Raw genomic sequence first — 14,388 nt, 5'->3', positions numbered from 1 at the left:
TGCTTTTAATACATCCTCATACTCATTCACGCATCAACAATGAAATATTTCAGTTATGCTTTCGCATTCTCTTCTTCCGGAGCTCTTTTTAACTGAAATATAATTTTCCCGTTTTCTTTATCGAGCGAAGCAATTAATACATCGCCACTTTTTACATGCATATTTAATATTTCCTCTGCCAATGGATCTTCCAGATATTTTTGAATGGCACGATGTAAAGGTCTTGCGCCGTATTGCACATCATAACCTTTTTCGGCAATAAAGTCTTTCGCTTCATCCGTTAATTCAAGCGTGAAGCCCAGATTCACAAGGCGCTTCATCACACCCTTCATCAAAATATCAATAATGCTGAAGATGTTTTCTTTGGTAAGAGCATTAAAGATTACCACATCATCAATCCTGTTTAAGAACTCAGGTGAAAAGGTTCTTTTCAAGGCCTTTTCAATCACTGCTTTATTATTTTCTTCTTCATTCTGAATTCTGGCTGCTGTAGCAAAACCAACACCACTACCAAAATCTTTTAACTGTCGAACGCCAATGTTGGAGGTCATGATAATCAAAGTGTTTTTAAAATCAATTTTCCTTCCTAACCCATCTGTCAGTTGGCCGTCATCCAACACTTGCAATAAAATATTATAAATATCTGGATGTGCTTTTTCAATTTCATCTAACAAAATAACGCTATATGGTTTACGACGTACTTTTTCTGTTAATTGGCCGCCTTCTTCATAACCAACATAACCCGGAGGTGCACCAATTAAACGGCTTACCGTAAATTTCTCCATATATTCACTCATATCAATACGTATCAACGCATCTTCCGAATCGAACATATAACGTGCTAATGAACGGGCCAATTCTGTTTTACCAACGCCGGTAGGGCCTAAAAATATAAACGTACCAATAGGTTTCTTAGGATCTTTTAACCCCACTCTATTTCTTTGAATGGCTTTTACAACTTTACTAATAGCTTCTTCTTGTCCTACTACCATTCCTTTCATATCGTCAGCCATTCGGCGAAGTTTATCAGTTTCAGCTTGAACCATTCTTTTTACGGGTATACCGGTCATCATACTTACTACTTCGGCAATATCTTCTTCGCCAATAGGGTACCGCTTATTTTTACTTTCTTCTTCCCAAATAAGTTTAGCCTTTTCTAATTCTTCACCCAAACGTTTTTCTTTATCGCGTAAAGCAGCCGCTTCTTCAAAGCGCTGACTTTTTACTACCCGATTTTTTTCGTTTTTAACTTCTTCTATTTGTTTCTCTAATTCAACAATTTCTTCTGGAACATTGATGTTTTTCAAGTGTACCCTTGCGCCTACTTCATCTAATACATCAATCGCTTTATCGGGTAATAACCGATCGGTCATATACCTATCGCTCAATTTTACACAAGAATCAATAGCCTCTTCATCGTATACTACATTATGAAAATCTTCATACTTGCTTTTAATGTTGTTCAAAATCATAATGGTTTCAGGAACACTTGGTGGCTCAACCAAAACTTTTTGGAATCGGCGATCTAATGCCCCATCTTTTTCAATATACTGCCTGTATTCGTCTAAAGTAGAAGCACCAATGCATTGCAATTCACCACGAGCAAGGGCGGGTTTAAAAATATTAGAGGCATCTAATGAACCACTGGCGCCACCTGCACCAACAATGGTATGAATTTCATCGATAAACAAAATAACGTCTCTGTTTTTCTCTAATTCATTCATAATAGCTTTCATGCGCTCTTCAAACTGACCTCTGTATTTGGTACCTGCTACCAGTGCAGCCAAATCGAGCGATACAACTCTTTTATCAAACAAAACCCTACTCACTTTGCGTTGTACAATACGCAATGCTAAACCTTCTACAATGGCTGTTTTACCTACACCCGGTTCGCCAATTAAGATGGGATTATTTTTCTTTCTGCGAGAAAGAATTTGCGAAACCCTTTCAATTTCAGCCTCACGGCCTACAATTGGATCTAAAGAATTGGTTTCCGCCAATTTAGTAATATCGCGGCCAAAATTATCTAATACCGGGGTTTTACTTTTTACATTGCCTTGTTTGGCTGAACGTTGCTGATAGGCTTTTTGTTTTTCATCATCAAAATCATCTTCACCCTCATCAGAGAATTCATTTTTGGGCGGAGGTGCTGAATTGGTACCTACCATTCCCAGTTCATTTCTGAAAATATCATAGTCCACATCAAACTGATTTAAAATTTGCGTAGCGATATTTTCTTTATTCTTCAGAATGCTTAACAGTAAGTGCTCTGTTTCTACCAACGGACTTTTTAATGCTTTGGCTTCCAATACGGTTACCCTTATTACCTTTTCGGCTTGTTTGGTTAAAGGCAAACTATTGATGTTGGCAATATTTTTTCCTGTTTTATCTTTTACGGCCAGTTCAATTTCCTTCCGTAATTCATACAGGTCAACATTCAATTGCTTCAACACTTTTATAGCAAGATTTTCACCATCTCTAATTAAGCCTAGCAACAAGTGTTCTGTGCCAATAAAATCATTCCCCAACCGCAAAGCTTCTTCGCGACTGAATGAAATGATTTCTTTTACCTGGGCTGAAAAATTATTATCCATAATCTTTTTGGATTTATACAATTATAACGAATATTTTTGATCAAAGTTGCTTTCAACTTATTCACAAAATGTTTAGAAATTCTTTTTATGAAAGTCAAAATTGATACCAAGGAAAAATTTACCGTTTTAACCCCTGAAGTACCTAATATTTATGACAATATGGCTGATGAATTGGCTGCTGCATGTCAACAATTTCTTCAGGCGCCTATCAAAAATCTAATTTTAAAATTAAGCAATGTTCAAGATATTGACGGCAATATAGCGCAAAAGATTATTGATTTGCAACAAAGTTTTTACGATAAAAGTGCTTCTTTTCTGGTTTGTGAAATGAATAAAAATATTGAGGCTGTTTTTGAACAGAACGATTTGATTGAAATGTTGAATTTTACGCCTACAGAATGCGAGGCATGGGATATTGTTCAAATGGAAGAGATTGAACGGGAGCTTTTAGATTCAAACGATTTTTCTTTTGATACGGATGATATGTCATAAACTGTTTTTTAGTTTTACATTCATTTTTTTATTATATTGAAGGAAAAAGAGCAGCATTCAATATAATTTTTAACAATTTCTTGCAGCTATTCCGGTATTAAATTGCCTCCCATACACTGCAAAAAAAATTCACAATATGTTTGGTGTAACTATTTTAGGGAATAACTCAGCGCTGCCGGCTTATGACCGTCACCCTACTGCACAGGTAGTTACCCTGAACGATCAGCTTATATTAATTGATTGTGGAGAAGGCACACAAACACAATTGTCGAAATACAAAATCAAACGAAGCAAAATCAATCATATCTTAATCTCGCATTTACATGGCGATCATTATTTTGGATTGCCGGGATTAATTACCAGCATGGGTTTGTTAGGAAGGGAGCAAGATTTGCACGTGTATGCACCTGCTGCATTAGAAACAATTATTCAATTACAATTGAAGGCAGGAAATACCGATTTACCGTACACATTGCATTTTCATGCCTTAGAAATGTATGATGATTTATTAATTGATGAAAAAAAATTTAGTGTTCAAATTTTTACTACTGAACACCGGGTACCATGCTGGGGTTTTATTATAAAAGAAAAACGAATGCCTCGTAAAATTAATAAAGAAGCGGTACTGCAATATGCAATACCGGCTTCATTTTACGAAGCCTTACAAAAAGGTGAAGATTATACAAACAAAGCAGGCAATACCATTCAAAATAATGTATTAACGATTCCAAATAAAGCATCCAAATCATATGTGTATTGTGCAGATACCCGCTATGCCGAGAAAAACATAAGTGTATGCAGCCATGCATCATTACTATATCATGAAACCACTTATTTACAAAACTGTGAAGATAAAGCTGCGTTACGATTTCACTCTACTTCTATACAGGCTGGTACATTTGCCACAAAAGCCGGTGCAAACAAATTAATTATTGGCCATTTTAGCAGTAAGTATGAAACATTAGATCTGTTTTTAAAAGAAACACAGGCTGCTTTCGCCAATACTGATTTGGCATTAGAAGGTGTAACTTTTTTGGTTTAATACAGTTGCATCAGCCAACGATAAAATGCAGGGAACTCCTCTCTCCAGTATTTTTCCTGATGTGTACCCGGCGGATACACAGAGCGACGAATAGTATGGCTGGGGTAAGCATCTAAATTTTTGATCACCTCATCCATATCAGACAACATGGTGGCACTCTCTTTCCCACCTGCATAAAAATAATAAACCGGTTTAAAATCAGCATGCACAGCGGGTTTTAATTGTTGTGGCGAATAAAGCCAAAATGCCGGTGAAAAGATGCCGGCAGCGCCAAATATATTGGGGTATTTCATGAATGCATAGTAACTAATGATAGCTCCCATACTGCTTCCGGCAATATAAGTATAATGTGGCCCTTTTTTGGTTCTGTATTTGCTATCAATAAAAGGCTTTAATGCATTAACAATAAAATTTATATAATAAAATCCTTCTCCTTTTACGGAATCTTTGCCCACTTTTCCTGCAGGAATGGTATAAGGGCTGTATTCGCTCAAACGCTTGTCCCCACCATTATCAATGCCAACTACTATACAATATTTACCTAATTTTTGCGCTAGTGTATCCAAACATTCATCAATGCCCCATTCGCCTGCAAATGCAGTTTGGTCATTGAATAAGTTTTGTCCGTCCTGCATATATAAAACGGGATATGTTTGGGTTGACTGGTAGTAATTTCTGGGGAGGTACAGCCAAATTCGCCGGGTGCTATGTAATTGTGGAATATAAAAAGCAGTATCAATAATTGAAACTTGCGGACTGGCGGTATAGGGTTTGGGTTTTTCAGGGTAATCATCTTTCCAACCAGCAATGGTAAAAGAAGAATCAATATCCGAATCTACCTGTAAAACCCTGTCATTCATATCACGCCCATCTGCCAAACATTCCACTTTATCAAAACTGCCTCTGGTAAACTTAAAAGCATAATTACCCGGTGTCATATTTTTAATTACAATCCCCACCCTGCTTCCACCAAATGGCTTTAACCGATATTGCTCATCTTTCGGATTCCAGTTGTTAAAATTACCACTTACATAAATGGGCTCATCTTGCCGAGTAGCCACTTTTGTAACCATTAACTTAACGTTAAATTGTGCCTGTACTACCGGTATAAGCAGGAGTAGTAAAGCAAAGCTGAAAATTATGTTTCGCATGTAATAAAGTTAAGTAACCCACATAAAAAAAGCCACCTTTTAGAGTGGCTTATGATTTATTTCATTCATTTTTAATCTAATAATTCTGCATCGGCAGGATAGTTGGCGCGGTTAAAATTAAACATGCCATCCGGCAACTTCGCTGCCGTATTCATGCTACTGATTAACACCACAGTTTTATTGTTGCTTTTATCTAAAATTACCGCTTTTGTTACTAAGTGTTTGAATTTATTGATAAACAAATCAACTTTTTGGAAACTACGCCTGTCATCTTTTGGAAACATTTCTATTTGATAACTACTACCGTTAGAAGAAATGAGTTTATAATTAAAATCTTTATCATAAGAACCGGATAGTAATTTTTGCGGGCTCAATGTTGCTGCACTTTCTTCTACTGAAGATTTTGTAATGGTTTTATTGCCATCATAATTGTAAACATTGGTGCCATCACAAATAATAACAGTTTTACCCTGTTTCAGTAAATATTTATCACCTTTCATAGAAAGCGTTCCTGCTTTAATACCATTGGGCTTTCCTTTACTGGTAATGGATTCCAGCATAAACTTTGCAGTAATTCCTTTGGCTGATTTTACTTTTTCTCCTACCTCATTTAAAACCTTTTTAGCTGCAGGATCATTTTGTGCTTTTACCTGTATTGACGTTCCAATCAATAATCCTGCAACAAAAAACAAATACTTCATTGTTTAAATTTAATTTGAAAAATGAATCAAAACAGCACTGATTAGATCAAACTTTTTTGATTTTTTAAATATTGGGCGCAAAGATAGGGCTTTAAAAATTTTAGACCTGTATTCAGGTGGTTTGTTTAGCGGTTGTTAAAAAAAATGGAGGTTAATGAATGCGTTTCAGCTAACAAATCATCTATGGAATGTTTCAAATCAGCATTTGCTAAGGAATAGAATGCAGGTATTCTTCCAGTTCCGATTCTGTTTTAAAACGTACTTCTCTTGCTTTACTGCCCAAATTAGGCCCAACAATGCCGGCGGCTTCTAACTGATCCATTAACCTGCCGGCCCGATTATAACCCAATTTCATTCTTCGCTGAATGAGCGAAGTGCTACCTACCTGATTTTGCACAATTAAACGCGCTGCATCTTCAAACAGTGGATCACGATCTGTAACATCCATTTCTCTGCCTTCCATATCTTTTTCATCTACATATTCCGGCAATAAAAATGCTTCAGGATATCCTCTTTGTTCCCCAATAAAATTACATACCTTATCTACTTCAGGTGTATCAACAAAAGCACACTGTAATCGAACAATTTCCCCATTGTAATTAATCAGCATATCGCCTTTCCCAATTAACTGCTCTGCCCCTCCTGCATCTAGAATGGTTCTGCTATCTATTTTAGAAGACACTTTAAAAGCAATTCGGGCAGGAAAATTGGCCTTGATGGTTCCTGTAATAATATTTACCGATGGTCTTTGTGTAGCAATAATTAAGTGTATACCAATTGCCCTGGCCAATTGCGCTAACCGGGCAATGGGCATTTCAACTTCTTTACCGGCAGTCATAATTAAATCTGCAAATTCATCTACTACCAATACAATGAATGGAAGGTATTGGTGTCCTTTTTGCGGATTTAATTTTCTTTCTGTGAATTTTTGGTTGTACTCTTTAATATTTCTAACACCTGCTTCTTTCAGCAAATCGTAACGGTTATCCATTTCAATACACAAAGCATTTAATGTGTTTACCACCTTTTTTGTATCGGTAATAATAGCTTCTTCTTCTCCTGGTAACTTGGCCAGAAAATGTTTTTCAATAACCCGGTACAAGCTCAATTCTACTTTCTTAGGATCAACCAGAATAAATTTTAATTGCGATGGATGCTTTTTGTAGAGCAATGAAACCAAAATGGCATTCAAACCCACCGATTTACCCTGACCGGTAGCACCTGCCATGAGTAAGTGAGGCATGGAAGCCAAATCAACAATAAAATTTTCATTGTCAATTTTTTTACCAATGGCAATAGGTAATGAAAAATTATTTTTTTGAAATTTATCGCTCGATATCAGCGTTCGCATACTTACCACCGTTTTCCTGATATTGGGTACTTCAATACCAATGGTACCTTTGCCGGGTATAGGTGCAATAATTCGAATGCCTAAAGCAGCAAGACTTAGTGCAATATCATCTTCCAGATTTTTAATACGGCTAATACGAACTCCAGGGGCAGGAACAATTTCATATAACGTTACTGTTGGACCAACGGTAGCGGCTATGCGTTGTATTGCAATATCATAGTTTTTAAGTGTTGCAATAATTTGATTTTTATTTGCTTCTAATTCATTGGGGTCATGTACAATTTTTTCACTGCCATGTAAATCAAGCAAATCAAGGGTTGGAAATTTATAATTACGCAGTTCAAGTGTAGCATCATAAGGCTCATCTAATACCGGCAATGCTTTTTTTGCAGCAACAAAGGCAACCTCTTCGGAGGCAGGTTTTATTTCTAATTGCATATCAACCGAATCATCTATCATCAATTTCGGCTGCATGCTAACTGATGCATGTTCATGAATAGTATTATTTTGAATGACTGCTTCAGGTTCTGTTGCTGTGTCTAACTCCGTATGCTTATGCATGACATCAACAGACTCATCTGCAATTAATTCTGATTTTTCCAAAGCTATGCCCTGCTGTTTTTCCTGCAATTCAAAACGGATTAAAGGATTAGAGGCATCCATCATTGCTGATTCATCAGGCATAATAACGGTTACATTTTTTCCTCCGTTTTTCAGTTTGTTGGCTGTAACCCAAGCTTCATCTGTTGCAGGATATACCTCCAACGGCACTTCTTCAATTTGTTTATTCTCAGCATCCCATTGTTGGTAAACGGGTATTTCATCAGCAGAAAGTGTTGTGGCTTCATTTGAAGTGATTGGCTGTGAAACATTCCGGTTATTTTTACTGATGCGCTGAGGCCATTTAGGGAGTTTAAAAACAGGATTGAACCGCCATATTACATAAGCAAAAACAGCTATCAGTAAAAATGCTGCGGTACCCAGTTTACCCATCCATTTAATGAACCAGCTATCCAGCATATTGCCCACTGCACCACCCCATGAAAACTGACTGTTGGGTGTAATAAAAGCTGCGGCTACACTAATAATCAATAATCCCACTAAAACATAACGCAAATTTCGCTGAATGGAAAATACCTTTTTGCTAAACAATCCATTTACCCCAATTACAAAGAAAAAAGTACACAACAAATATGCTGCAATACCAAAACCCTTGTACATAAAAAAATGTGCCATATAAGCGCCGGAAACACCAAGTAGATTGTTAATTTTCACATCTTCTAACGAAAATATTTTTATGCCGAATTGCTGCACTTTATCCTGATCATCCTGCCAGGTAAATAAATAAGAAGTAAAAGCAATAAAAAGAAAAAAAGCAAATAAAAGGGCTACCGCACCAGCAATTTTTGTAGTGCGCTCATCCTTCACCACTTCAGATACGGAAATATCTACCTCTTTATCCGGTTGTAATTTTTCAGGATCTGGTGGCGGCGGCACATTTTTTTTTAAGCGGTTTGCCATACTAACAAATATAAGCGAACTACTTGCGAAATTGCCATATTAGAAAAGTATGTGGATTATTTATTGGCAGCGCATCTTTTATTCAGATTACTAAAAAGCCTATCTTTTCAGTGATATAGTGGGAATGATTACAATCTGTATTAGCTTTTCCGATTAAGGGCGACTACCATGCAAAACCATCCTGCTATAAAAAACACCCCTCCTATAGGTGTAATAGGTCCCACCCAAATTAATCCACTGGTATGATGCATGGCTTTCATGATGGTGATGGCATACAATGAGCCACAAAAGAACAAAATACCCACAGCAAAAAATCGGCCTGCTATACGCATCCATTTTCCCGGAAACGATTCGTATAATATCCCTGCAAATAACAACGCCAATGCGTGAAACATTTGATAATGAATGCCTGTTTCATATACATTGAGGGTGTCTGCATCTACCCATTGTTTAAGCGTATGTGCGCCAAAAGCACCTAATATTACGGTAATTAAACCCAGCCAGGCTCCGGTTTTTAAAAATCCTCTAAGCATATTCACGATTGGTTGATGTTGAATTGTTTATTTTCAAAAGATTGTATAGCTGTAATCATTGTTTCTATTTGAAGTTGTTCGCCTTTTAAGTGAATATCGGCTTTACCATAAAAACGGCTTCTTTCTGCTAATTTTTCCGATAAAAAATGCGTGAGTGCTGCTGTATTTTCAAAATTGGCCACCAATGGGCGATGCGATTTTTCTTTGAGCAGTCTTTCAGCCAAAGTATGTACCGGTTCATCAATCCAAATAGTAATCCCGTGTTGGTTCATCCATAACATATTATCATGAAAACAGGGAGTACCTCCACCCGTGGCCACTACAACGCTATTTTTATTGCTAAAAGTTCTCAGTTCGGCTGCTTCTTTTTCCCGGAAAAATGTTTCTCCCTTTTCATTGAAGATGGCAGCAATAGACTGTTGGTATACTTTTTCAATTTGTGCATCTAAATCTACGCCTCCAAAATTCAGTTGCCGGGCAATAGCTTTACACCAGTAACTTTTACCGCTGCCCATCATTCCCACCAAAAAAATGGGGGGAAATTTTGATGATGTCTTTGTTTGACTGAATGATTCATTGTTCATATATAATCTCATCAATCCTGCTTATGTAAATGCATTAAAGCCTGTAATATCCATTCCAGTAATTAAAAGGTGAATATCATGCGTTCCTTCGTATGTAATCACACTTTCCAGATTCATCATGTGGCGCATCACTGAATATTCGCCTGTAATGCCCATGCCACCCAATATTTGCCGGGCATCTCTTGCAATATTTGCGGCAATTTCACAACTATTCCGTTTAGCCATACTTACCTGAGCCGGTGTTGCTTTTGCTTCATTCATTAATACACCCAAACGCCAAACCAATAGTTGTGCTTTGGTAATTTCTGTAATCATTTCAGCCAGTTTTTTCTGCTGCAACTGAAATGCACCAATCGGTTTCCCAAATTGAACCCTTTCTTTGCTGTATCGCAAAGCTGTATCATAGCAATCCATCGCTGCTCCCAATGCACCCCAAGCAATACCATAACGGGCTTTTGTTAAACAATTTAAAGGACCTTTTAACCCTTTAACATTGGGTAAAATATTGGCTTTAGGCACTTTTACATCATGAAAAACCAATTCGCCGGTGGCACTGGCTCGCAAACTCCATTTTCCATGTGTTGTGGGTGTTGTAAAACCTTCCATACCTCTTTCTACAATTACGCCCTGCACTTCACCCGCTTCATTTTTTGCCCAAACTACCGCAACATCAGCAAATGGCGCATTACTAATCCACATTTTAGCACCATTCAAAATGATATGATCGCCTGCCTCTGTAAAATGGGTAAGCATACCCGCAGGGTTACTGCCGTGATTGGGTTCAGTTAATCCGAAACAACCCAACCATTCACCAGAAGCTAATTTGGGCAGATATTTGTTACGCTGTTCCTCATTACCATACGCATAAATAGGGAACATCACCAACGAGCCCTGAACACTGGCAGTAGAACGAACCCCGCTATCACCCCGTTCCAATTCCTGCATCATTAATCCATAACTAATATAATCTAAACCGCCACCGCCATATTGTGCCGGAATGGTGGGCCCGAAGCAGCCTAATTGACCCAATTGTGATACAATTTGTTCGGGAAAAGTTGCATTTTGTGCATATTCTTCTATAATGGGCGAAATTTCTTTTTTTACATAATTACGCACAGCATCCCGTACCATTTTGTGTTCTTCGGTTAATAAATCATCTAACTGAAAATAATCTGGTGACTGGAATAAATCGGTTCTGGCAGCCATATTCTTTTTTTTATTAGAATGAATCGTTGAATTTCAGGAAAACAGGTTTTAAACTACACACCTAATACAATTAAAACAAATGTAACAAGATGCACACATCTCTCCGCATTTTGTTACATTTTTCTTTTAGGATTGCCCTTGCTTCGAACGCAATATTGATTGATGAATTGAATCTTCATCCGGCATCTGTTTTTTTATGAATAATATTTAATGGGTTTCAACTTTATATTTGTATATCAACTACTTGAACATTACACTGCTAAACAAGCTATTTTGAAAAAAATTCTCAGCCACTTAACTTTTTATGTTTTTATTGCAATTATTGCTGCTATTGCATTGGGTGTTTTTTCCCCGGATACAGCCGTTTCCATGAAGTTTTTAGGCACTTATTTCGTTGATTTAATAAAAATTTTTATTGTTCCCATTATTTTCTTCACCATTGTATTGGGTATTTCGAGCATGGGCGATTTGAAAAAGGTGGGCCGAATTGGTATAAAATCCATTATTTATTTCGAGCTCATTACAACGCTTTCCTTGTTGATTGGAATGGGTGTAGCGTTAATACTTAAGCCTGGAAATATTAATAAACAGTTATTACCTGTGGCAGCAGCGGTAAAAGCAACTACTGCATCCGAATCATTTAACTGGCTCAGTTTTTTGCAATCCAATACCACCATTCAAGCTTTATTATTGGCCATCATTGCAGGAATTATTATTAACAAACATAAACACAGAATCAACATTATTCATCAACTAGGCAAATTATCACATTATGTTTTTATTGCACTAAAATATGTGATGTATCTGGCGCCGGTAGGCGCTTTTGGAGGAATGGCTTTTACCGTAGGTAAATTTGGATTGGCTACGCTGCTGCCACTTGCCAAATTAGTGGCTTGTGTTTATGGAGCATCTGCCTTGTTTGTTTTTATGGTATTGGGCAGCATTTTAAAATATTACAATTTAAGTATCTGGAAATATTTGGTGGCTATAAAAGAAGAGCTTTTATTGGTGTTGGGAACCTCTTCATCAGAAGCTGCCTTGCCTACTTTAATGTCGAAACTAGAAAAGATGGGCTGCAGTAAAACGGTAGTAGGTTTGGTAATACCTACCGGTTATTCATTCAATTTGGATGGTACTTCCATCTATTTATCAATGGCAGTCATTTTTATAGCACAATTGTATCAGGTACATTTAAGTTTTGAGCATTTACTGATGTTAATACTGATACTAATGCTTACCTCAAAAGGAGCTGCGGGTGTCACCGGCAGCGGCTTTATTGTATTAACCACTACCCTTACTGCCATACACACCATACCTGTAGAAGGTTTGGCATTTTTATTAGGAGTAGATAAATTTATGAGTGAAGCAAGAGCCATCACCAATTTAATTGGTAATGGCGTTGCTACCATTGTTATTGCAAAAAGCGAAAAGGAGTATGTGAATCCTGCTACCTGATTATCCAAAAATCTGATTCATTAAACCGGCCAAATGCACACCGCCTTTTAATAATTGCTCATTAGCAGTTTGAATATGGTCGTACACATATCGGTAACTTAATTTTTGATCGGGTGCTTTTACTTCAGCATATAGTTTTTGTGCTATAACATAAGAGTCATAAATCCATTGACTAACGGGTTGCTGCATCCAGGCCTGGCGTTGCGCTTTGTTGGTATAATTGATGGCATTGGTATATTCCGTATAGCTTAACTGCTCACTGCTGATTAATTTATCATCCCAAACCGAATGTAAATTGGTAGGCTGGCCAAACCAAAACACTTTAATTTTATTTCCGCCGGCATCTTCTTCCCGGCTAACGTGCATGGGCTGATGTACATCCCCAACGATATGAATCAATAAACGTACATACATTTTTTTGACATCCTTCGATAAGTCTTTGCGTTTTAATTCATTGGCTAAAAAATTAATTTTGGTATATGCATCTGCAATGGTATCCTGCGCCAGATAAGCATTCAATTCCTCCTGCGTTAAATTATCGGCTACATTTATGTAATGCCATGGAGAGATATAATCGTATTCATGATCAGATCTTACAAAATCGGCCCATGTACTGGCTAAAGCCATGGTTTCATTGCCTAAAATATCTTTAATGGCTGCAGCAGCTTTTGGAGTTAAATAACTTTCAGCTATCTGGCCAACTACCCGATGGCCTAACATGCCCCATGCCATTGATGTTAAAGGCACATAAAACAGTATTGCAATAAAAAATAGTTTTCTTCTCATAATCTCATTTTTAAACGAAAATAAAAGATGCTGTTTAAAAAAATGGATTAATAAATTAAGAATGGTTAAATGGGTGAAAATATCTGTTAAAAAGGATTTTTGGAAAATTGCTGCAAAAAAATGTAATTTGCTGCTTGAAATTGTCCCCAACAAATCAAAAAAGAAGATAAAGCATGAAGTTTAGTGGATGGCAGAATTATGCTAATTATTAACCAATACTTACGTGCATGTACAGATTTGTTATGGTAGATGACCACTACCGAACCCATTGGCGCTTTAGAGATTTTTTTATAGAGCGTACCGACTTTGTGATGGAGAAGGCTTGCTACTCCGTTTATGAATTTTTAGTGTATATCAAAGACCTGGAAATTGCAAAGAAGCCCCTGCCTGACTTATTGGTAATTGATATTAATATGCCCGGAGCAGATGGAGCATCGCTTGCCCATTACATGAAGATTTTTTATCCCAATATTAAGATTTTAATACTCACCGTTCATGATACGGAAGAAAACCTATTTAATGCCACACTTTGTCTGGCAGAAGGGTTTATCATGAAGCCCTTCTTTGAAGACCTGATTATTGATGCTTTTCAAAGAATTATGAATGGTGAGGAGTTTTATCTGGATCCCAGAACCTCATTGCCTTATCCTACCATCATTGAAGATTCGTTAGCTTATCGGGAAGTAAAAATCAGAAATGTTAATCCATATAATTATACGGAATTAGAACGCAAGTATCTTATTTTTCATGTAATGGGTCTTACTGTTCCGCGTATGGCTTATTTGCTGGATATTACAGAAGATGAAGTGCGTAATTTGCATGAATTAATGGTAAAAAAAACCGGCATTCAAAATGTTCCAAAAATTAAAGAAGACAGTAATCTGCGTTATTTTTCCATTAAACATAACTTAGCCCGAATGGCCGATTACAGAGCTTTTCTAGCAAGCTAACTTTACAAATAAAAATAGTCTT

At 37.0% G+C, this 14,388-nt stretch carries 12 protein-coding genes; 4 read left to right on the top strand and 8 right to left on the bottom strand.

Annotated features, from left to right (window positions below; translation table 11 throughout):
• Nucleotides 1-53 precede the first annotated feature (53 nt).
• The gene (locus EO766_RS12740; RefSeq protein ID WP_074417551.1) at nt 54-2,594 is read right to left on the bottom strand and encodes an ATP-dependent Clp protease ATP-binding subunit; all 2,541 of its coding nucleotides are present in this window, start codon (nt 2,592-2,594) and stop codon (nt 54-56) included.
• A gap of 87 nt (nt 2,595-2,681) precedes the next feature.
• On the opposite strand from EO766_RS12740, the gene EO766_RS12735 reads away from it, so the two are divergent.
• Nucleotides 2,682-3,086, top strand: coding sequence for an STAS domain-containing protein (locus tag EO766_RS12735; protein WP_074419027.1), 405 nt, complete (start codon nt 2,682-2,684; stop codon nt 3,084-3,086).
• Between the two features lie 136 nt (nt 3,087-3,222).
• A complete protein-coding gene (locus EO766_RS12730; protein ID WP_074419028.1) occupies nt 3,223-4,128 on the top strand; it encodes a ribonuclease Z in 906 nt (301 codons plus the stop codon).
• On the opposite strand, the gene EO766_RS12725 is transcribed toward EO766_RS12730, so the two are convergent.
• The 6 genes from EO766_RS12725 to EO766_RS12700 form a co-directional block, all read right to left on the bottom strand.
• On the bottom strand, nt 4,125-5,279 hold the full coding sequence (locus tag EO766_RS12725; RefSeq protein WP_074419029.1) for an alpha/beta hydrolase: 1,155 nt from the start codon (nt 5,277-5,279) through the stop codon (nt 4,125-4,127). The two genes, EO766_RS12730 and EO766_RS12725, sit on opposite strands and share 4 nt — an antisense overlap.
• A 71-nt stretch (nt 5,280-5,350) precedes the next feature.
• Nucleotides 5,351-5,980 (bottom strand): outer membrane lipoprotein periplasmic chaperone LolA1, encoded by a 630-nt coding sequence (gene lolA1 / locus EO766_RS12720; protein ID WP_074419030.1) that lies wholly within the window; start codon nt 5,978-5,980, stop codon nt 5,351-5,353.
• 208 nt (nt 5,981-6,188) lie between these two features.
• Nucleotides 6,189-8,852 carry an FtsK/SpoIIIE family DNA translocase gene (locus tag EO766_RS12715; protein ID WP_074419031.1) on the bottom strand — a complete coding sequence of 888 codons (2,664 nt, stop codon included), beginning with the start codon at nt 8,850-8,852 and terminating at the stop codon, nt 6,189-6,191.
• Nucleotides 8,853-8,992: 140 nt separating this feature from the next.
• Entirely contained in the window at nt 8,993-9,385 is a 393-nt protein-coding gene (locus EO766_RS12710; protein ID WP_074419032.1) for a DUF423 domain-containing protein, read from the bottom strand.
• Between the two features lie 2 nt (nt 9,386-9,387).
• Nucleotides 9,388-9,981 (bottom strand): shikimate kinase, encoded by a 594-nt coding sequence (locus EO766_RS12705; RefSeq protein ID WP_081298623.1) that lies wholly within the window; start codon nt 9,979-9,981, stop codon nt 9,388-9,390.
• 9 nt (nt 9,982-9,990) lie between these two features.
• Nucleotides 9,991-11,175 carry an acyl-CoA dehydrogenase family protein gene (locus EO766_RS12700; protein WP_074419034.1) on the bottom strand — a complete coding sequence of 395 codons (1,185 nt, stop codon included), beginning with the start codon at nt 11,173-11,175 and terminating at the stop codon, nt 9,991-9,993.
• Nucleotides 11,176-11,448: 273 nt separating this feature from the next.
• On the opposite strand from EO766_RS12700, the gene EO766_RS12695 reads away from it, so the two are divergent.
• Nucleotides 11,449-12,630 carry a cation:dicarboxylate symporter family transporter gene (locus EO766_RS12695; RefSeq protein ID WP_228733112.1) on the top strand — a complete coding sequence of 394 codons (1,182 nt, stop codon included), beginning with the start codon at nt 11,449-11,451 and terminating at the stop codon, nt 12,628-12,630.
• On the opposite strand, the gene EO766_RS12690 is transcribed toward EO766_RS12695, so the two are convergent.
• A complete protein-coding gene (locus tag EO766_RS12690) occupies nt 12,631-13,416 on the bottom strand; it encodes a S1/P1 nuclease (RefSeq protein ID WP_074417561.1) in 786 nt (261 codons plus the stop codon). It lies immediately after the preceding gene.
• Nucleotides 13,417-13,643: 227 nt separating this feature from the next.
• On the opposite strand from EO766_RS12690, the gene EO766_RS12685 reads away from it, so the two are divergent.
• The gene (locus EO766_RS12685; protein ID WP_074417562.1) at nt 13,644-14,366 is read left to right on the top strand and encodes a response regulator; all 723 of its coding nucleotides are present in this window, start codon (nt 13,644-13,646) and stop codon (nt 14,364-14,366) included.
• The last annotated feature ends 22 nt before the right edge of the window (nt 14,367-14,388 follow it).

The sequence above is a fragment of the Hydrotalea sp. AMD genome (assembly GCF_004100315.1).
Classification (GTDB): Bacteria; Bacteroidota; Bacteroidia; order Chitinophagales; family Chitinophagaceae; genus Hydrotalea; species Hydrotalea flava.
The sequence above is the reverse complement of the archived record's forward strand: the minus strand, read 5'-3'. Positions and strand labels throughout refer to the sequence as shown.